The following is a 19,348-nucleotide window of genomic DNA, read 5'->3' as shown; positions in this document are numbered from 1 at the left end:
GCGATTATCATCACCGCCATGGCCGCACCGATAAAGGGATTACCCGCATACCCCGCCCCCACCGAATCAACGGCCCCGAACCTGTCCCCGGCCCCGGTCCGGCGCGCCCGCGGACTGGCCAACGCCGTGGTGGAAGACTTCTCTGGAAAGATCCGCGACCGGCTGCTGACGCCGGGCGACAAGTTGCCCACCGAATCCGAAATCATGCGCGCCCACGACGTGAGCCGCACCGTGGTGCGCGAGGCCCTGTCCAAGCTGCAGGCCGCCGGCCTGGTGGAAACGCGGCACGGCATCGGCACCTTCGTGCTGCCCCCGCGCGCCGGCGGCGTGTTCCGGCTGGACCCGTCCGAACTCACGGCATCGGTGGACGTTCTGGCCGTGCTGGAGCTGCGCATCAGCCTGGAAACCGAATCGGCCGGCCTTGCAGCCATGCGCCGCAGCGAAACGCACCTGCAGGCCATGCGCCAGGCGCTGGACGACTTCGAGCGCAACGTGGCCATGGGCGGCGACACGGTGGGGCACGACTTCCGCTTCCACCTGCAGATCGCCGAAGCGACGGGCAACCCGTACTTCGCCGACATCATGAACCACCTGGGCACCACGCTGATTCCGCGCACCCGCATCTCGGGCATCCGCAACGCGGTGCGGGGCCACGAATACCTGAGCCGGGTGAACCGCGAGCACGAAGAGATCTATTCGGCCATCGCCCGCAAGGACCCCGAGTCGGCGCGCGCGGCCATGCGCATCCACCTCACCAACAGCCGCGAGCGCCTGCGCCTGGCGCAGGAGGCGGCCAAAACCCCGCCGGCTCAAGTACAAGCCCCTGCCGCCACACCAGAAGCCTGAAACCCAGCCACTGGCCCAAAGGCCGGGCGCGGGGGTCATCGTTAACCCGAAGAGCCGCGGAAAAGCATTTTCCGGCGCTTGTGCCTTGCTATTTTTAAGTTGTATGATGACGTACAACAAAAATGACCCAACCCAAACAAGGAGACATGCAATGACTTTGAACCGCCGCCACGCCATGGTCTATGGTGCCGCCGCCCTGGCCAGCACCACGGCCATGGGCCAGACCGCCAATTGGCCCACCAAAACGTTGCGCCTCATCGTGCCCTACCCGCCCGGCGGCAGTTCGGACATCATTGCGCGTGCCATCAGCCAGCCGCTGTCGGACCTGCTCAAGCAGAACGTCATCGTGGAAAACAAGCCCGGCGCCAACGGCAACCTGGGCGCCGACTTCGTCGCCAAGGCGCAGCCCGACGGCTACACCATGCTGCTGTGCGACGTCGGGGCGCTGGCCATCAGCCCCTCGGTCTATACCAAGCTGCCATTCAACCCCTCCAAGGACCTGCGTGGCGCGACCATGCTGGCCTACTCGCCGCACATGCTGGTGGTGCACCCGTCCGTGCCCGCCAACAACCTGAAGGAACTGATCGCCCTGTCCAAGACGGCCGACCTGAATTTCGCCGTCACCGCCACAGGCAGCGCACCGCACCTGGCCGGCGTGGCGCTGGAGCGCGCCAGTGGCGCCCGCTGGCAATATGTGCCTTACAAGGGCGGCGTGACCGCCATCCAGGACACGATGGCCGGCCAGACCCAGATGCTGATGAACGGCATGCTCGCCACCCTGCCCCACGTGCAGAGCGGCAAGCTCAAGGTGCTGGCGCTGTCCAAGGCCACGCGCATGCCGCTGCTGGCCGATGTGCCCACCATCGCCGAGCAGGGCATCCCCGGCTTCGAGTCCGGCACCTGGCAAGGCATCCTCGTGCCGCGCGGCACGCCCGATCCGATCGTGCAGCGCCTGAACACGGCCCTCATCTCCGTCATCCGCACGCCGGAAATCCGCTCCCGCCTCGCGGGCCAGGGCGCCGAGGTCGTGACCATGGCCTCCGCCGAGCAAGACAAGTTCTTCGAGAAAGAGCGCGCACGCTGGGCCAGTGTGGTATCGGCGGCGCAGATCCGGCTCGACTGATTTTTCACTTTTCCCTTTTTCCACCCACTACCCCGTACCGCCATGCAACCTCAAGAACTCAAGACCATCATGGGCTCCGGCCTCCTGTCGTTCCCGCTCACGGACTTCGACGCCCAGGGCCAATTCAACGCCAAGGGCTACGCGGAGCGCCTGGAATGGCTGGCCCCCTACGGTGCCAGCGCTTTGTTCGCGGCAGGCGGCACGGGTGAGTTCTTCTCGCTCACGGCGGACGAGTACCCTGGCATCATCAAGACCGCCGTGGACACCTGCCGCGGCAAGGTGCCGATCATCGCCGGCGCCGGCGGCCCCACGCGCTTTGCCATCCAGTGCGCCCAGGCGGCCGAGAAGGCCGGCGCCCACGGCATCCTGCTGCTGCCGCACTACCTCACGGAAGCCGGCCAGGAAGGCCTGGCCGCGCACGTCGAAGAGGTGTGCAAGAGCGTGAAGTTCGGCGTGATCGTCTACAACCGCGGCCAGAGCCGCTTCACTCCCGAAACGCTGGCACGCCTGGCCGAACGCAACGCCAACCTGGTGGGCTTCAAGGACGGCGTGGGCGACATCGAGCTGATGAACTCCATCTACATGAAGATGGGTGACCGCTTCGCCTACCTGGGCGGCCTGCCGACCGCCGAGGTATATGCCGCGGCCTACAAGGCACTGGGCACGCCGGTGTATTCGTCGGCCGTGTTCAACTTCATCCCCAAGACGGCGATGGACTTCTACAAGGCCGTGGCGAACGACGATCTGGCGACGCAGCACCACCTGCTGCGCGAGTTCTTCATGCCTTACCTCGAACTGCGCAACCGCATGGCCGGCTATGCCGTCAGCATCGTCAAGGCCGGCGCGAAGATCGTCGGCCACGACGCAGGCCCCGTGCGCGCCCCGCTCACCGACCTCAAGCCCGGCGAAATGCAGGAACTCAAGGCACTCATCGACAAGCTCGGCCCGCAATAAGGCGCCGCGGCTGAAGATCCGGCGCCCGGCCGTGCACGGGCGCCGGTGGGTCAAGCCATCCGCACGGGGCATCCATAAAACCACACCACAACGGAGACAAGAGATGTACAAGAAACTGTTCCTGGCCGCGGCCACGGCCGTCACCCTGCTGGCCATGGGCGGCTGCGCCACGGCACCGGCCGGCGCGGGCACCGATGCGCCGCAGTCGGTCGCCACCGCGGCCGAGCGCCTGCGGATCGCCATGATCGACCCGTCCCCCGCCGCGCTGAACCAGCTCGTCGCCGACGACCTGAGCTACGGCCACTCGGGAGGCCGGGTGGACACCAAGGCCAGCTTCATCAGCGACCTGCTCGACGGCAAGTCGGACTTCGTCACCATCGTCATCAGCGACCAGACCATCAAGGTGGTCGGCGACGTGGCCATCGTCCGCCACACCCTGACGGCCGACACCAACGACTCGGGCAAGCCCGGCAAGGTGCAGATCAAGATCCTGGGCGTCTGGCAAAAGCAAGGCGCCGACTGGAAGCTGCTGGCCCGCCAGGCCGTCCGCGCAGCGCCCTGATTCCCGCCCACGAGGGGGCCGCGCGTGCGGCTTTCTCGTGGGGCTTCGAATCCTTTTTGCTCCCCGCGACCGCTTTCACACCGGCCTGCACCCCAAGGCCTTGGATGCGCCGCCGTACCATCCCCGCCCATGAGCACCACACCCCGGCCCCGCCTTCTGCAAATCGCCCGCCTGCCCCTGCCGGCGCTTGAAGCCGACCTGGCTGCGCAGTTCGACATCGTTTGCCTGTCCGACCAACCCGATCCCGCCGCTTTCCTTGCCGAACGCGGCGCTGATTTCACTGGCGTGGTCACCTCCGCATCGATTGGACTGAAACGCGAAGTGATCGACGCCTTGCCGAGCTTGCAGGTCATCAGCAGCTTCGGCGTGGGCTTCGACGCGCTGGACATCGCGGCGGCCAGCGCGCGGGGCATCCAGGTGGGCTACACCCCCGGCGTGCTGAACGATTGCGTGGCCGACCTGGCCTTTGCCCTGCTTCTGGATGTGTCGCGCGGCGTCAGCGCCAGCGACCGCTTCGTGCGGCGCGGCGACTGGACCACCGCCCGGTTCGCGCCCCAGACCCGGGTGTCCGGCAAGCGGTTGGGGCTCGTCGGCATGGGCCGCATCGGACAGGCCGTGGCCGAACGGGCCTCGGGCTTTCGCATGGAGGTCGGCTACCACAACCGCCGGCCCAGCGCCCAGTCCGCCCTGCCCTATTTCGACTCGCTGCTTGAACTGGCCCGATGGGCCGACTACCTGATGCTTACCGTGGCCGGAGGGGCGGAAACCCGCCATCTGGTCGATCGGGCCGTGCTGGAGGCCCTCGGCCCCCGCGGTTTTCTGATCAACGTGGCACGGGGCAGCGTGGTCGATGAGGCCGCCCTGATCGACGCTCTGGCAGAACGCCGCGTCGCGGGTGCGGGCCTCGACGTGTTCGAAAACGAACCGTCGGTGCCGGCCGCGCTGCTGGCGCTGGACAACGTGGTGCTGACACCGCACACCGCCAGCGCCACCCATGAAACCCGCCGCGCCATGGCCGACATGGTGCTGGACAACCTACACGCCTTCTATGCCACGGGTGCTGTCCGCGCCCCGGTGCCCGGCACCGGTACTGCTTGAACCCACTTCGCTCCGCCACTCTCCGAAGCCACACCCATGCCCACTGCCATGCACACCCCTACCGTCACCGAAGTCCGCGTCATTCCGGTCGCCGGGCGCGACGGCATGCTGCTCAACCTGAGCGGCGCACACGCCCCGTTCTTCACGCGCAACCTGTTCATCCTCACCGACAGTGCCGGGCGCACCGGAGTGGGCGAAGTGCCGGGTGGCGAAAAGATCCGGCAGGCCCTGGAAGATGTCCGGCCCCTGCTCGTCGGGCAGCCGGTGGGCAACCATCTGGCGCTGCTGCAGCGGGTGCAGGCCGCACTGGCGGAGCGCGACAGCGGCGGACGCGGCCTGCAGACGTTCGACCTGCGCATCGCCATCCACGCCGTCACCGCTGTGGAGTCGGCCTTGCTCGACTTGCTGGGCCAGCACCTGGGCGTGCCGGTGGTCGCACTGCTCGGAGAAGGCCAGCAGCGCGACCGCGTGGAAATGCTGGGCTATCTGTTCTTCGTGGGCGATGCCGGCCAAACCGATCTGCCCTACGTGCGCGCCCAGGAGGTCGATGCCCCCGAGAGCGACTGGAGCCGCGTGCGCCATCTGCAGGCCCTCACCCCCGAGACCATCGTGCGCCAGGCCGAGGCCGCGCACGCACGCTATGGTTTCAACGACTTCAAGCTCAAGGGAGGCGTGCTGCGCGGCGAGGACGAAGTGCTGGCCATTCGGGCGCTGCACGAGCGCTTTCCCAAGGCGCGCGTCACCCTCGACCCCAACGGCAGCTGGCTGCTCAAGGACGCCGTGCGCCTGTGCCGAGACCTGCACGGTGTGCTCGCCTATGCGGAAGACCCCTGCGGTGCCGAAGACGGCTTTTCGGGCCGCGAAATCATGGCCGAGTTCCGCCGCGCCACCGGGTTGCCCACGGCCACCAACATGGTGGCTACCGACTGGCGCCAGATGGTGCATGCGCTCTCGCTCCAGTCGGTCGACATTCCGCTGGCCGACCCGCACTTTTGGACCATGGCCGGCTCGGTGCGCGTGGCCCAGACCTGCCGCGACTGGGGCCTGACCTGGGGTTCGCATTCCAACAACCATTTCGACGTGTCGCTGGCCATGTTCACGCATGTGGCGGCCGCGGCTCCCGGCAAGGTCACGGCCATCGATACCCACTGGATCTGGCAGGACGGCCAGGGCCTGACGCAATCGCCGCTGCAGATCGTGGACGGGCATGTGACCGTGCCGACCACCCCGGGCCTGGGCGTTCAGCTCGACATGGCGGCCGTGGAGCGCGCGCACCAGCTCTACCTGCAGCACGGGCTGGGGGCCCGCGACGACAGCATCGCGATGCAGTACCTTCACACCGGCTGGAAGTTCGATCCCAAGCGCCCTTGCCTCGTTCGCTGACCCGCCAGGCTGGCCTAAACTGCTGTCATGCCTTTTTCACATGCATGGCCTGACAGCACCGCCCGAAGCCTGCTGCCCTGGATCCTTTTGGGAGCGACAGCCGGCTGCGGCGCACAGACCCGTGATGTCACCGGTGAGATCGCCGTCAGCAGCGACCTGACCGAACGTGGTTTCCAGACGCCCATCAGGCGCCCTATCGTCCAGGGACTGATCACGCTCTACGATGCGACGGGCTGGTCGGCAGGTGCCGTGCTGGGGATGCAGACCAACGGCCGCCGCTACGGCCGGGCCATCGTGCGCCTCGCCTATGACGGCGTACTCTCCAATGACTGGCAATATCAGGCCGTCACCCAGTACTACGCCTATCCGGACAATCCAACCGCCCGACTGACGGACCGGTTGGAAACGGCGCTGAGCTTCAGTTACCGCGATCTGATCACGGCGGGGGCCTCGGTGTTTCACTATCCCCATACCCAGGATGCCGCCCGGCCCATGCGTTGGGCCGTGGATCTGGGCGGCCGGCTACCGATCGACGAGCAATTTTCCTTGACGGGCACCATCGGCCTGGCCCAGGTTCGCCCGCAAGGCCGGTATGCGTATGGCAGCGTCGGCGCCGCCTGGCGCCAAGGACCCTGGCGCGCCTCCCTCAGCTATCTGGCGACCGACGATCGGGCCCGGTCGGTGTATCCGGGCAACACGGCCGGCCATTGGTCGTTCATGTGGGCCCGTTCTTTTTGAAGCATCCGCAACCTTTTGGTGCATTGCAGGCACACACGTCGCAAGATTCAACCCTCCAAGACGTCCATCCGCCCGCTTCTACGCCATGGCTGCCCTCTCCTTTCCTGACGATTCAGCCGATCTCGAACTGCTGCATGGCATCGCGTCCGGCGATCGCGCGGCGCTGGCAGCGTTGTACCGGGCGTACCACCGCCGGCTCTGCCAGTTTCTGACCCGCCTGACTCGCCGGTCCGACCTGATCGAAGAGATCATCAACGATTGCTTCTGGATCGTCTGGCAGAAAGCGGGCAGTTTCCGTGAAGAGTCGAAAGTCTCTACCTGGATCATGGGCATCGCCTATCGCTGCGGGCTCAAGGCCCTGCGGCAGGACGGAGGGGCGGACATGCCGTCCGTCGCGGACGATGATCCGGAAGTCCAGGCCGATCTGGCTACGGACCCTGGCGAAGCAAGGGAGTTGCGCAACTGGCTCGACAAGGGCATGGAGCGGCTTTCGGTGGACCAGCGTCTGGTGCTGGAGCTGGCCTATACAGGCGGGCATTCTCTGGAAGAAATCGCCGTCATCACCCAGTCACCCGTCGGAACGGTCAAAGCGCGCATGTTCCACGCGCGCGTGAAGCTGCGCAACTTGCTGCCGGCCTTGGCCACCCGCAGCACCGTTCAATAGGATTGCACCATGCCCTACCGTTTCCCAGACTCCCCAAGCCAGGACCGCTCGCATTTGCTCACCCAGGAGGCCCTGCCCTGGATCGTCAACGGCCGTGCCAGCGATGAACAGCGCGCGGAAGTGGAAAAGCACCTGGCCCAGTGCGCCGACTGCCGGGACGAACTCCAGACACAGCAGCAAGTGCAGGCCGCCTTGGCATTGCCCCCCACACGCGTGCCCGATGAACAGGCAGGCCTGGACAAACTGCTGGCGCGCATCGAGCTGGACGCCCTGTGCGATCAACCGCTGCCCAAAACCGCCGCAGTTGCACGCCGGCAGGGTGGCCGGCTCACCTATGCCTTGGCCACCTTCGCGGTCTTGCAAGCCGTTGCCTTGGCCTTCATGGGACATCGCTTGTCCGAACAGGAACCATCGGCGTTCCAGACATTGAGCAGCCCTCCCGCCCCGGGCGCTGCGGGCGTTGGTCAGCCAAACGCCATCCGTGTCGTTCCCGATGGACGCATCACCCTGGCAGACTGGAAGGCGTTGCTGGATTCGTTGAACCTGCAGGTGGTCAGTGGGCCCAACGCGATGGGGGCCTATGCGGTGTCCGCGAAAGACATGCGCCAATCAAATACCCAGGCCCTGGAGCGGCTGCGCAGCACCCCGGGAATGCAGATGGTCGAACCCATCGGAGGCCCGCCATGACCACCCGTCTTCTGACTGCGGCCTTGCTGCTGGCATGCACACTGGCTGGTTGCAGCAGCGTGCCGGCGGAACTCCCTCCTGACGCCACGACGCTGCGGCCCTCCGGTGAGGCGGGCATGCGCGCTGACAGCACCCGCTACATCATCGTGGCGGTTCCCAATCCGCTGGAACATGTGCCTGGCCGCGCGGGCACCAGCCTGTCCAGCTATGGCGCCCCACCGCGCTACACCATGGGCAATCGTGCGGCAAGGACAGTCCAGGCCATCGCCGTGGACTACGGCCTGCGGGAAGTGACTGCCTGGCCGATCCCGCCGATGAATGCGCACTGCGTGGTGTTCGAGATCAGCGCCACCGCGTCCCGCGAAGCGCTGCTGCACGCGCTTTCGCGCGATGCCCGCGTGCAACTGGCGCAGCCCCTGCAGGACTTTTCGGTCAACGCAGGCCCGCCGGAGGCTTCGGCCGTGGCCTACAACGACCCCTACATGCCCTTGCAACAGGGCTTTGTGGACATGCAGGTGGCACGGGCGCACAAGCTCAGCACCGGCAAAGGAGCACACATTGCCGTGATCGACACGGGCGCCCAGACGGAGCATCCGGAGTTGCGCGGGCAGATCGATGCCGCCTACAACCTCGTCGATGAAAATGCCGCGGGCTTTCAGCAAGATCAGCACGGGACGCAGGTCGCTGGCATCATCGCCGCGGTGGGCAACAACCTGCAGGGCATCGTGGGTGTCGCGCCCGAGGCGAAGGTAAGCCTGTACAAAGCCTGCTGGTATCCGGCGCATCAGCCTTCAGCCGGTGCACGCTGCAACTCCTTCACCCTGGCCAAGGCGCTCGTGGCCGTGATGTCGTCCGATGCGCGCACCATCAACATGAGCCTGGGCGGCCCGGAGGACCCGTTGCTCAGCACGCTGCTGGGCCAACTGGTCAAACAAGGCCGTGCGGTGGTCGCAGCGCTGCCGTCCAGCGGAGAACGCACGGGTTTTCCCGCCGGCGTGCCCGGTGTGATCGTCGTGGGAATGGCCGACAACGCCAATCTGGCGGCCAAGGGGGTTCTGGCTGCCCCCGGAAAAGACGTGCTCACGCTGCAACCCCAGGGGCGCTACGACTTCGCCACAGGCTCTTCGATGGCCGCGGCCCACGTGAGCGGGATGATTGCATTGCTCCAATCCAGTGCCCCACAACTCGACATCACGACGATCAAGAACCTCCTGCTGGACAGCGAAAAAAGTGTGGGCAAGCCATGGATGGTCAATGCCGAGCGGGCGCTGGAATCCCTACCGAACCAAGGCCAGCGGCTGGCCAAACGCTGACCGGCCACCGACCAGCCATTCACCTGCCAGAAACGCGCCCTAGCCAAAAAGAAAACCCTCCAAGTCCGGACAGGACTTCGAGGGTTTCCGCACCAGCCAGCCGATGCCTCCCGGCACCCGCTCACGTGATTACATGTTGTCGATCATGACCTGACCAAAGCCAGAGCAGCTCACTTGCGTCGCGCCTTCCATCAGACGGGCGAAATCATAGGTGACCTTCTTGCTGGCGATCGATTTCTGGATGGACCGGATGATCAGGTCCGCGGCTTCCGTCCAACCCATGTGGCGCAGCATCATTTCGGCCGACAGGATTTCAGAGCCGGGATTCACATAGTCCTTGCCGGCATACTTGGGCGCGGTGCCGTGCGTGGCTTCGAACATCGCCACCGTGTCGGACAGATTGGCGCCAGGAGCGATGCCAATGCCCCCCACCTGGGCCGCCAGAGCGTCCGAGATGTAGTCGCCGTTCAGGTTGAGCGTGGCCACCACGCTGTACTCGGCGGGGCGCAGCAGGATCTGCTGCAGGAAGGCGTCCGCAATGCTGTCCTTGATGGTGATGTCCTTGCCCGTCTTGGGGTTCTTGAACTTCATCCAGGGGCCACCATCGATCAGCTCAGCACCGAACTCCTTCGCAGCCAGCGCGTAGGCCCAGTCACGGAAGCCGCCCTCGGTGAACTTCATGATGTTGCCCTTGTGCACGATGGTCACGCTGGGCTTGTCATTGTCGATGGCGTACTGGATCGCCTTGCGCACCAGGCGCTCGGTGCCTTGGCGGGACACGGGCTTGACGCCAATGCCGGAAGTGTCGGGAAAGCGGATCTTCTTGACGCCGAATTCCTCCTGCAGGATCTTGATGAGTTTCTTGGCCTTTTCGGACTCGGCTTCGAACTCGATTCCGGCATAGATGTCTTCCGAGTTCTCGCGGAAGATCACCATGTTGGTCTTCTCGGGCTCCTTGACCGGCGAAGGCACGCCCTTGAAGTACTGGATGGGGCGCAGGCAGACATACAGGTCCAGCTCCTGGCGCAGCGCCACGTTCAGCGAACGGATGCCACCGCCCACAGGGGTGGTCAACGGGCCCTTGATGGAAACCACGTAGTCGCGCACGGCGTGCAGCGTCTCTTCCGGCAGCCACACGTCGGGGCCGTAAACCTTGGTCGACTTTTCGCCAGCGAACACTTCCATCCAGTGGATCTTCTTCTTGCCACCGTAGGCCTTCGCCACCGCAGCGTCCACGACCTTCAGCATCACGGGAGTGATATCAAAACCAGTGCCGTCGCCCTCGATGTACGGAATGATGGGCTGATCCGGCACGTTCAACGACATGTCGGCGTTGACGGTGATTTTCTGGCCTTCGGCGGGCACCTTGATGTGCTGGTAGCTGGTCATTGAGCGGGTCTCTCCGGTGAAACGATGAAGGGGCTTCAGCTGGTTGGGCAAACGCGGTACAGCCGGCGATTCTAAGCCTTAAAAAAATCACATATTTCCTGTCAACGGCCCCCGTGACGGCGCCGTTGTGGAGGTGCTTCGCGGCACTTCGCGCGGCTCCCATCCGAACCTCTTCAAGGAATTGGCATATATGAAAAAACTCCTCGCTGTCCTGGTTGCTGGTCTGTTCGCCGCTGGTGCTTTTGCACAAGGCGCAACGCCAGCCGCACCGGCAACCCCCGCCGTGACTTCCGCCCCCAGCGCCGAGCCAGCCGCCACCGCCCCCAAGGCGCACGCCAAGGCCAAGAAGCCTGCAGCCCACAAGAAAGCCACCAAGAAGCACGCCAAGACGGCTGCCTAAAGAGTAAGCACCATCGTCGGCAAGGCCTTCAGCCCGCGCCGACGCCCTCCAAAAAAGCCCGCCTCCGCGGGCTTTTTTGCCTTTGGCTGCTACCCTTTCAATTCCCATTGCATTTATGGAAAGCCGGATGATGAAATCCTTTCTCGTGCGCACGGCGAACGGCTCTCAAAAAGCCCTTGCCCCGCTTTTGGCTGCGCTCGTCCTCTCCGTCTGTACGGCGGCAGGCGCCCAGGAAGCACCCCAGATGAACCTGCAGCGCGTCGAACTGGGCGCCGGCATGCACCGCATCGACGCACAGGTCGCGGTGTCTCCGCAAGAGCGGCAGATCGGCCTCATGCATCGCAAGGAGATGCCTCAGCAGGAAGGCATGCTGTTTGTGTTCGAAGCACCTGCCGTCCAGTGCTTCTGGATGAAAAACACGATCCTGCCATTGACCGCTGCTTTCGTCGCGGACGACGGCACCATCGTCAATCTGGCGGACATGAAGCCGCAGACCGAAGATTCACACTGCTCGGAAAAGCCGGTGCGTTACGTGCTGGAAATGAACCAGGGCTGGTTCTCGAAAAAAGGGATCAAGGCGGGCTTCAAACTGTCCGGCACGCCCTTCGCCCGCCGCTGACCGGCTGAGCACGTCCACAAGCCCTCCATTAGAGACAGAGGGCATTCCAAAAAACAAAAACGGCCCAACGGGCCGTTTTTGATTGGGCGCGGAACGCTCAGGCGAAGTTGCTTTCAGCAAACTTCCAGTTCACCAGCTTGTCGAAAAAGGTTTCGACGAACTTGGGGCGCAGGTTGCGGTAATCGATGTAGTACGCGTGCTCCCACACGTCGACCGTCAGCAGGGCCTTGTCGGCCGTGGTCAACGGGGTGCCGGCCGCGCCGGTGTTCACGATATCGACGCTGCCGTCGGCCTTCTTCACGAGCCACGTCCAGCCGGAGCCGAAGTTGCCCACGGCACTCTTCACGAACGCTTCCTTGAAGGCGGCATAGCTGCCCCACTTGGCGTTGATGGCATTGGCCAGGGCGCCGGACGGCTCGCCGCCACCGCTGGGAGCCATGCAGTTCCAGAAGAAGGTGTGGTTCCAGATCTGGGCTGCATTGTTGTAGATGCCGCCACTGGACTTCTTCACGATTTCCTCGAGCGTCATGCTCTCGAATTCCGTGCCCTTTTGCAGGTTGTTCAGGTTCACCACGTAGGCGTTGTGGTGCTTGCCGTGGTGGTATTCCAGGGTTTCCTGGCTGTAGTGAGGCGCCAGTGCGTCGATCGCATAGGGCAACGGTGGCAGGGTATGTTCCATGGTGCAGTCCTTCGTGGGTTGAAATTCTTGGAATGGGACCGCTGCCCTCCAAGGGCCGGAGCGATCCGAACGGGCATTGTAGAAAGTAATAGCAGCACCTGCTGTAGGCGAGGGCCAATGGCAGAAAAAGCGCCCCAGCCGCTCCATTCACAGCAAGCGGCGCGGTGACACCTGCAGATCGATCTCACCGTCGGTCACCGCCGCCCGGACAGCGTCGCCTGGTCGTACCCGGGCCACCTTCGTCACCGGCTGGCCTTGCGCATCGGTGAGCAGTGCATAGCCCCGCTGCAGGACGAGATGCGGATCCAGCAACTGCAGGCGCAGCGCCGCACGATCCAAGCGTTCGGACTGGCGGGCCATCCGTCTCTGCAGCATCTGCGGCATTTCTGCCTCCAGCGCTCGCTGGTGCTGGGCCAGGCGCTGCATTTTCAATAGCACGCTGTGGCGCATGCGCTCCGCCAGCCGTGCCAGGCGCGTCTGCTGGCGCACCACCAGGCCGGAAGGCCGGCCCAGCCGCTGGGCCACCAGGTCAAGGCGTTGATGGCGCACGTCGAATTGCGCCTGAACGCCGTCCGACAATCGATCGGCCAACAGGTCGATGGCGCCCAGCCAGACGGCCCGTGGCTGGGAGACGAGTTCGGCGGCGGCGGTCGGCGTGGGTGCACGCAGGTCGGCACAAAAGTCGGCAATCGTGAAGTCGGTTTCGTGCCCGACACCGCAAACCAACGGCACCGGACTCTGGACGATGGTGCGGGCCAGCTGCTCGTCATTGAATGCCCACAGGTCCTCCATGGACCCGCCGCCCCGCACCAGAAGGATGACATCGATGGTGCACGGGGGCTGGCGGGACGCCGTGCCCTGCTGCGCGCCGTTGCCCGCGTCCACCAGTGCGTAGAGCTTGGACAGCGCGGCACGCATCGACGCGGGGGCATTGGCGCCCTGCACCAGCGCGGGCACCAGCGTGACCGGAATGTGCGGCACGCGCCGGCGCAAGGCGGTCACGACGTCATGCAGGGCCGCCGCACCCGGGGAGGTGACCAGGCCGATGCCACGCGGCATCAGGGGCAAGGGCCGCTTTCGCGCGTTGTCGAACAGCCCTTCGGCCTCCAGTTGCGACTTCAGCCGAAGGAATTGCTCGAAGAGAGCACCCTGGCCGGCCCGCTGCATGCTTTCGACGATGAGTTGCAGATCGCCGCGCGCCTCGTACACCCCCAGGCGGCCGCGCAGCTCGACCAGTTCCCCGTCCCGCGGGGCGAAGTCGAGCAACAGGGCGGCACGGCGGAACATGGCGCAGCGGATCTGGCCCTGGCCGTCCTTGATCGTGAAATAGCAATGCCCGCTGGACGCGCGCGAAAATCCCGTGATCTCGCCCTGCACGGCAACGGGATTGAAGCGGGCTTCCAGGGTGTCAGCAATGGCGCGGCATAGCGCCCCAACCTGCCAGATACGTGGCGCCGTTGCGAGGTTCATGCCGTCAGACACCGATGGCGCAAGGGGTTGCAGGCCATTGCCAAGGGGCACTAGTCCACAGCGCGTGAGGATGGCCGATTTGCCTGGCATCCACGCACACAACCCCGCGCATCGCTAGCAGATACGTGCAACCCATTGATTTCAAACGTTTTTTCGGTGCGTTATTTTTCATCAATCTGTCAAATTCACGGGCTGGTGCCGCTTGGCGGGCCATCGCAGCCCGGTTGCCCACAAAGTTATCCACAGAAAATGTGGGTGACGGCAGGGGATGGGAAGGCGCAGAACGGGCCGGGCCGGCCGGCTGTTTTTCGGCACGGACCACCGCATCAACTGGGCCATAATCGCGGATTGCTTCCATCTGCGCGGAGAGAGAATTGCTGTCGATCATACAAGCCGCAGGCTGGCCGATCTGGCCCTTGATAGCCTGCTCCGTCCTGGCGCTGGCACTCGTCGTGGAGCGCTTCATCGCCCTCAAAACCGCGCGGGTCGCACCTCCCAAGCTGCTGGATGAAGCGATCACCGTGTCTTCCCGCTCCGTTCCCACACCCGATGTGGTGAACCAACTGGCGCAGAACTCCGCCTTGGGTGAGGTGCTGGCCAGCGGCCTGCGCACGCTCAACAGCAATCCACAAAGCACCGAAGCCGACGTGCGCGCTGCGATGGAGAGTTCCGGCCGGGCCGTGGCCCACCGCCTCGAAAAATACCTCAGTGCGCTCGCCACCATCGCGTCCGCCGCCCCGTTGCTCGGCCTGCTGGGCACGGTGATCGGCATGATCGAGATTTTCGGCTCCCAGGCGGGGGCCGGCCAGTCCGGCGGCGGCAACCCGGCCCAGTTGGCACAGGGCATTTCCATTGCGCTGTACAACACGGCGTTCGGCCTGATCGTGGCCATTCCGGCGCTGATCTTCTGGCGCTACTTCCGCAGCCGCGTGGACGCCTATCTGCTGACCCTCGAATTGGCCTCCGAGCAGTTCGTGCGGCACATCAGCCGGCTGCGCAAGTGAATCATGGCCCACCTCCCATCGGCTGAACGGACATGAACTTTCGCTCCCGCCCCACCGAAGCGCCGGAAATCAACCTGATTCCGTTCATCGACGTGCTGCTCGTGGTGCTCATCTTCCTGATGCTGTCCACCACCTACAGCAAGTTCACCGAGCTGCAACTGACGCTGCCCGTGGCCGATGCCGAGCAGCAGCGCGACCACCCCAAGGAAGTGATCGTGGCCGTTGCCGCAGATGGCCGCTATGCCATCAACAAGCTGGCGGTCGAGGGCAAGAGCGTGGACGTGGTGGCCCAAGCATTGGCCACGGCGGCCAGCGCCGGCAAGGACAGCGTCGTCATCATCAGTGCCGACGCCAATTCGCCGCACCAGGCGGTGGTCACCGTCATGGAAGCCGCGCGCCGCGTGGGTCTGTCGCAGATCACCTTCGCCACTCAGTCCACGGCCAGCGCCGGCAAGTAGCCGCGATGGCTGCCGCCGGGCCGCCGCCGCCCTCTGAACCCTCTTCCACCACCCCCCATACCCAGGCACCCACCCTGCAAGCGGCCTGGAAACGGCGTGGGCCGCTGGCTTGGGCGCTGTGGCCGCTGTCCTGTCTTTATCGGACCGCTGTAGCCATCCGGCGAGCGCTTTATCGGCTGGGCGTCCTGCGCGCCGAGCGCATGGCGGTGCCGGTGATCGTCGTGGGCAACGTGATCGCCGGAGGGGCCGGCAAGACCCCGGTCACGCAGACCATCGTGCGGCATCTGGTGGCGCGCGGATGGCAGCCTGGCGTGGTGTCGCGCGGCTACGGACGGTCCACCGACGACTGCCGCGAAGTGTGCGCGGACAGCCGCGCGACCGAAGTGGGCGACGAGCCGTTGCTGATCGCGAAGCGCACGGGCGTTCCCGTGTTCGTGGCACGGCACCGGGCGCAGGCGGCGCGCGCACTGCTGGCACAGCATCCCCGCACCGATGTGATCGTTTGCGACGACGGCCTGCAGCATCTGGCGCTGGCCCGCGACATCGAGGTCTGCGTGTTCAACGACGACGGCGTGGGCAACGGATTCCTCCTGCCGGCCGGCCCGCTGCGCGAACCCTGGCCGCGCCGGGTCGACTGCGTGCTCCATGCCGGGCGGGCTCCGGCCGGCGCATCGCCGGCGTTCTCCCTGAGACGCTCGCTCGGGCCAGACGCCATGCGTGCGGACGGCAGCGCCGTGCCCCTGGCGCAGTGGCGCGGCCGGCCCTTGCACGCCGTGGCCGCCATTGCCAGGCCACAGGAATTCTTTGCCATGCTGCGGGCAAGAGGACTCACGCTGCAGCAGACCACCGCCTTGCCCGATCACTATGATTTTGATAGCTGGAAAGACAATCAAAACGCCGGCATGACGCTGGTTTGCACCGAAAAAGACGCCACCAAGCTGTGGCGACTCCACCCCCAAGCGCTGGCTGTGCCGCTGCACCTGGAAATCGACAGCGCTTTTTTCACCCTGCTGGACGAGCGGTTGCGGGCCGCCACGCGCCGCTCGCTATCATCGCCCTCCGACTGACCCCGAAGCCACTACCGCCATGGATCCCAAACTGCTCGAACTGCTGGTCTGCCCCGTCACCAAGGGCTCGCTCACTTTCAACCGGGAGCGGCAGGAACTGGTGTCGCGCAGCGCCCGCCTGGCCTACCCGGTGCGCGACGGCATTCCGGTGCTGCTCGAAAACGAAGCACGCACCCTGACGGACGAGGAGCTGGAGGCGTGACCGCGCCCGCCACGCCCTTCACCATCCTGATACCGGCGCGGCTGGCCTCCACGCGGCTGCCCGACAAGCCGCTGGCCGACATCGCCGGACTGCCCATGGTGGTGCGCGTGGCGCAACGCGCGGCGCAAAGCCAGGCCACCCGCGTGGTCGTGGCCACGGACGATGCCCGCATCCTTGCAGCCTGCCAGGCGCATGGCGTGCAGGCCCTGCTCACGCGGCCCGACCATCCGAGCGGCAGCGACCGCCTGGCCGAGGCCTGCGAACAACTGGGCCTGGCAGGCGACGACATCGTGGTGAACGTGCAGGGCGACGAACCGCTGATCGACCCCGCGCTGATCAATGCCGTGGCCGCCCTGCTTCCGGCCCGCACGGACGCCAGCATGGGGACCGCCGCTCATGCCATCGACACGCTGGCCGACTACACCAACCCCAATGTCGTGAAGGTCGTGCTCGATGCGCGCGGTCTGGCGCACTACTTCAGCCGGGCGCCCATTCCGCATGCACGCGACCATGCCGGCGCTGCCTGGTGGACGCAGGGGCCCGATGGCGCGGCCCGAGGCTTGCCGCCAGGGTATGCGCCGCTGCGCCACATCGGCCTCTACAGCTACCGCGCCGCATTCCTTCGGCAGTTTCCGGCCCTGCCGCCCGCGCCCACCGAAGCGGTCGAGGCACTGGAGCAGTTGCGGGCGCTGTGGCACGGCCACCGCATCGCCGTGCATGTGACCGCTTCGACACCCGGCCCCGGCGTGGACACCCCCCAGGATCTGGAACGCGTGAGAGCGCTGTTTTCCTAGCGTTTTCAGAGTCCCCGCCGTGTCAGGAAAGCGCGTGGACCCACGTGCTATCCTTGCCCGCGATCAGAGCGCCGCATCCCGGGCCGGAGGCAAGCCCGTGGCCAGTGGCGCCAGCCGAATTCAACACTTAGAGGACATCCATGAGACTGATTCTTTTGGGCGCACCCGGCGCCGGAAAGGGCACGCAGGCCGCATTCATTTGCCAGAAATACGGTATTCCGCAAATCTCCACCGGTGACATGCTGCGCGCCGCCGTCAAGGCGGGCACGCCGCTGGGTCAGCAGGCCAAGGCCGTCATGGATGCGGGTGCGCTGGTCAGCGACGACCTCATCATCAATCTCGTGAAAGAGCGCATTGCACAGCCCGACTGCGCGTCCGGCTTCCTGTTCGACGGATTTCCCCGCACGATCCCGCAGGCCGACGCCATGAAGGCCGCGGGCGTCAAGCTCGACTATGTGCTCGAGATCGACGTGCCCTTCGATGCCATCATCGAACGCATGAGCGGCCGCCGCTCCCACCCGGCCAGCGGTCGCACGTACCACGTCAAGTTCAACCCGCCCAAGGTGGAAGGCAAGGACGACGTGACCGGCGAAGACCTCATCCAGCGCGAAGACGACAAGGAGGCCACCGTCAAGAAGCGCCTGGATGTGTACAGCGCCCAGACCCGTCCGCTGGTGGAGTACTACTCCAGCTGGGCCAAGGCCGATCCGGCCGGTGCTCCCAAATACCGCGCCATCAGCGGCACGGGCAGCGTGGAAGAGATCACCCAGCGCGCGCTGGCTGCACTGGCCGGCTGATTGCTGGCTGAACCCGCACGGCACCTCGGCCGTACCTGAAACGCCCCGCTCTGCGGGGCGTTTCCGTTTCAGGGGCGCCGAGGCCGGGCGAGCAGATCGAGCAGCAGGCTGATGCGGGCCTTCACCGGGCTCAACCCCTCCGAGTGGGGCAAGGCGTCCCCCGGCTTGGGCAGCACCCGGCCCAGCGGGCAGCGGGTGGCCACGCGCACTTCCACACCGCTCTCGTGCGCGCGCTCCAGCGCTTTGGCCAGGGCATGGTGCAGCGTGCCGTTGCCCGTCGCCGCCACCACGAGGCCATCCACGCCGTCGAGCACCAGCAGGTCGACGATGCGGCCGTCGGCGCCGACATGGTTCATGAGCACCTCCACCCGCGGCCACAGGTAGGTGTTGGCGATGTGGTGGAGCGCATCCGATCTCGGAACCGAAGGGGCCGGCCAGCCATGGGTCAGGCGAACCGCGCCCTCCTCCACCCAGCCCAGCGGCCCGGCGTCCCCTGAACTGAAGGCATCCACGCGATAGGGGTGCACTTTCTGCACGTTGCGCGCGGTGTGGATCGTGCCCGCCACCACGGCCAGCACCCCGCGCGCCCCGGGCGTGGCCGCCAGTGCCACCGCATCGAGCAGGTTCTGCGGGCCGTCCGGGGCGATCGCCGTCGCCGGCCGCATGGCGCAGGCCAGCACCACGGGGCGTTGGGCAGTGTCCAGGACCGAATCCAGGAACCATGCCGTCTCCTCCAGCGTGTCGGTGCCGTGCGTGACCACGATCCCGCGCACGTCGGGGTCCGCCAGCAGCTGCGTGCAGCGGTGGGCCAGTTGCCGCCATACGGCGAAATCCATGTCTTTGCTGTCGATCTGTGCGATCTGCTCGGCCTCAATCCGGCCACGGGCCGCCTGCGCCAACCCGGGAATCGCCTCCAGCAACTGCCCCACGCCCACCTGACCGGCGGTATAGCCGATGTTGTCTCCGGCCTCGGCGGCCTTGCCCGCGATGGTTCCGCCGGTGCCCAGCACCACGATTTTTCCTGTGCCCACTTGCACGCTCCAAAAAACTGGTTAAAAATACAGTGACTGGATTAAAAAACAGGCCTCTCTCTGCCTATCC

Annotated in this window: 22 protein-coding genes; 17 read left to right on the top strand and 5 right to left on the bottom strand. The window is 65.7% G+C overall.

Annotation, left to right across the window (positions count from 1 at the left end; translation table 11 throughout):
* The first annotated feature begins 18 nt into the window (after positions 1 to 18).
* The 10 genes from M5C96_RS11000 (at position 19) to M5C96_RS10955 (ending at position 9,368) form a co-directional block, all read left to right on the top strand.
* Complete coding sequence (locus M5C96_RS11000) at positions 19 to 846, top strand: FadR/GntR family transcriptional regulator (protein WP_272569095.1); 828 nt, start codon at positions 19 to 21, stop codon at positions 844 to 846.
* Between the two features lie 151 nt (positions 847 to 997).
* Positions 998 to 1,969, top strand: coding sequence for a Bug family tripartite tricarboxylate transporter substrate binding protein (locus tag M5C96_RS10995; protein ID WP_272569094.1), 972 nt, complete (start codon positions 998 to 1,000; stop codon positions 1,967 to 1,969).
* Positions 1,970 to 2,011: 42 nt separating this feature from the next.
* A complete protein-coding gene (kdgD, locus tag M5C96_RS10990; RefSeq protein ID WP_272569093.1) occupies positions 2,012 to 2,923 on the top strand; it encodes a 5-dehydro-4-deoxyglucarate dehydratase in 912 nt (303 codons plus the stop codon).
* Positions 2,924 to 3,026: 103 nt separating this feature from the next.
* Positions 3,027 to 3,485: a nuclear transport factor 2 family protein gene (locus tag M5C96_RS10985; protein ID WP_272569092.1), complete on the top strand. Its 459-nt coding sequence runs from the start codon at positions 3,027 to 3,029 to the stop codon at positions 3,483 to 3,485.
* Positions 3,486 to 3,614: 129 nt separating this feature from the next.
* Complete coding sequence (locus M5C96_RS10980) at positions 3,615 to 4,583, top strand: 2-hydroxyacid dehydrogenase (RefSeq protein WP_272569091.1); 969 nt, start codon at positions 3,615 to 3,617, stop codon at positions 4,581 to 4,583.
* 36 nt (positions 4,584 to 4,619) lie between these two features.
* Positions 4,620 to 5,966, top strand: coding sequence for an enolase C-terminal domain-like protein (locus M5C96_RS10975; protein WP_272569090.1), 1,347 nt, complete (start codon positions 4,620 to 4,622; stop codon positions 5,964 to 5,966).
* A gap of 27 nt (positions 5,967 to 5,993) precedes the next feature.
* Positions 5,994 to 6,704 (top strand): hypothetical protein, encoded by a 711-nt coding sequence (locus M5C96_RS10970; RefSeq protein WP_272569089.1) that lies wholly within the window; start codon positions 5,994 to 5,996, stop codon positions 6,702 to 6,704.
* Positions 6,705 to 6,789: 85 nt separating this feature from the next.
* Entirely contained in the window at positions 6,790 to 7,368 is a 579-nt protein-coding gene (locus M5C96_RS10965; protein ID WP_272569087.1) for an RNA polymerase sigma factor, read from the top strand.
* 54 nt (positions 7,369 to 7,422) lie between these two features.
* Positions 7,423 to 8,055, top strand: coding sequence for an anti-sigma factor family protein (locus tag M5C96_RS10960; protein ID WP_272569086.1), 633 nt, complete (start codon positions 7,423 to 7,425; stop codon positions 8,053 to 8,055).
* Positions 8,052 to 9,368, top strand: a complete 1,317-nt coding sequence (locus tag M5C96_RS10955) for a S8 family serine peptidase (RefSeq protein ID WP_272569085.1) — start codon at positions 8,052 to 8,054, stop codon at positions 9,366 to 9,368. Before M5C96_RS10960 ends, M5C96_RS10955 begins: the two co-directional genes overlap by 4 nt.
* 129 nt (positions 9,369 to 9,497) lie before the next feature.
* Here M5C96_RS10955 and icd read toward each other — a convergent pair whose 3' ends face one another.
* On the bottom strand, positions 9,498 to 10,757 hold the full coding sequence (gene icd / locus M5C96_RS10950) for an NADP-dependent isocitrate dehydrogenase (protein ID WP_272569083.1): 1,260 nt from the start codon (positions 10,755 to 10,757) through the stop codon (positions 9,498 to 9,500).
* 530 nt (positions 10,758 to 11,287) lie between these two features.
* On the opposite strand from icd, the gene M5C96_RS10940 reads away from it, so the two are divergent.
* The gene (locus tag M5C96_RS10940; RefSeq protein WP_272569081.1) at positions 11,288 to 11,776 is read left to right on the top strand and encodes a DUF192 domain-containing protein; all 489 of its coding nucleotides are present in this window, start codon (positions 11,288 to 11,290) and stop codon (positions 11,774 to 11,776) included.
* A gap of 97 nt (positions 11,777 to 11,873) precedes the next feature.
* Here the strand turns inward: M5C96_RS10940 and M5C96_RS10935 are convergent, their stop codons facing one another.
* The 3 genes from M5C96_RS10935 to M5C96_RS10925 form a co-directional block, all read right to left on the bottom strand.
* A complete protein-coding gene (locus M5C96_RS10935; protein ID WP_272569080.1) occupies positions 11,874 to 12,455 on the bottom strand; it encodes a superoxide dismutase in 582 nt (193 codons plus the stop codon).
* 147 nt (positions 12,456 to 12,602) lie between these two features.
* A complete protein-coding gene (xseA, locus tag M5C96_RS10930; RefSeq protein WP_272569079.1) occupies positions 12,603 to 13,925 on the bottom strand; it encodes an exodeoxyribonuclease VII large subunit in 1,323 nt (440 codons plus the stop codon).
* 4 nt (positions 13,926 to 13,929) lie between these two features.
* The gene (locus M5C96_RS10925; RefSeq protein WP_272569078.1) at positions 13,930 to 14,313 is read right to left on the bottom strand and encodes a hypothetical protein; all 384 of its coding nucleotides are present in this window, start codon (positions 14,311 to 14,313) and stop codon (positions 13,930 to 13,932) included.
* On the opposite strand from M5C96_RS10925, the gene M5C96_RS10920 reads away from it, so the two are divergent.
* The 6 genes from M5C96_RS10920 to adk all read left to right on the top strand — a co-directional run bounded on the left by M5C96_RS10920 (position 14,300) and on the right by adk (position 18,247).
* On the top strand, positions 14,300 to 14,929 hold the full coding sequence (locus M5C96_RS10920) for a MotA/TolQ/ExbB proton channel family protein (protein ID WP_272569077.1): 630 nt from the start codon (positions 14,300 to 14,302) through the stop codon (positions 14,927 to 14,929). The genes M5C96_RS10925 and M5C96_RS10920 overlap by 14 nt on opposite strands.
* Before the next feature lie 32 nt (positions 14,930 to 14,961).
* Positions 14,962 to 15,387, top strand: a complete 426-nt coding sequence (locus tag M5C96_RS10915) for an ExbD/TolR family protein (RefSeq protein ID WP_272569076.1) — start codon at positions 14,962 to 14,964, stop codon at positions 15,385 to 15,387.
* Positions 15,388 to 15,392: 5 nt separating this feature from the next.
* The gene (lpxK, locus tag M5C96_RS10910) at positions 15,393 to 16,454 is read left to right on the top strand and encodes a tetraacyldisaccharide 4'-kinase (RefSeq protein WP_272569075.1); all 1,062 of its coding nucleotides are present in this window, start codon (positions 15,393 to 15,395) and stop codon (positions 16,452 to 16,454) included.
* 19 nt (positions 16,455 to 16,473) lie between these two features.
* Positions 16,474 to 16,656: a Trm112 family protein gene (locus M5C96_RS10905; RefSeq protein WP_272547767.1), complete on the top strand. Its 183-nt coding sequence runs from the start codon at positions 16,474 to 16,476 to the stop codon at positions 16,654 to 16,656.
* The gene (gene kdsB / locus M5C96_RS10900) at positions 16,653 to 17,450 is read left to right on the top strand and encodes a 3-deoxy-manno-octulosonate cytidylyltransferase (RefSeq protein ID WP_272569074.1); all 798 of its coding nucleotides are present in this window, start codon (positions 16,653 to 16,655) and stop codon (positions 17,448 to 17,450) included. The genes M5C96_RS10905 and kdsB overlap by 4 nt, the downstream gene beginning before the upstream one ends.
* A 140-nt stretch (positions 17,451 to 17,590) precedes the next feature.
* Complete coding sequence (adk, locus tag M5C96_RS10895; RefSeq protein ID WP_272569073.1) at positions 17,591 to 18,247, top strand: adenylate kinase; 657 nt, start codon at positions 17,591 to 17,593, stop codon at positions 18,245 to 18,247.
* Between the two features lie 68 nt (positions 18,248 to 18,315).
* On the opposite strand, the gene M5C96_RS10890 is transcribed toward adk, so the two are convergent.
* The gene (locus tag M5C96_RS10890) at positions 18,316 to 19,284 is read right to left on the bottom strand and encodes an asparaginase (protein WP_272569072.1); all 969 of its coding nucleotides are present in this window, start codon (positions 19,282 to 19,284) and stop codon (positions 18,316 to 18,318) included.
* Positions 19,285 to 19,348: the final 64 nt, after the last annotated feature.

Origin of the sequence: Acidovorax sp. GBBC 1281 (assembly GCF_028473645.1) — a bacterium.
Classification (GTDB): Bacteria; Pseudomonadota; Gammaproteobacteria; order Burkholderiales; family Burkholderiaceae_C; genus Paracidovorax.
Note: the sequence above shows the minus strand (reverse complement) of the source record. Positions and strands in the feature narration are given on the sequence as shown.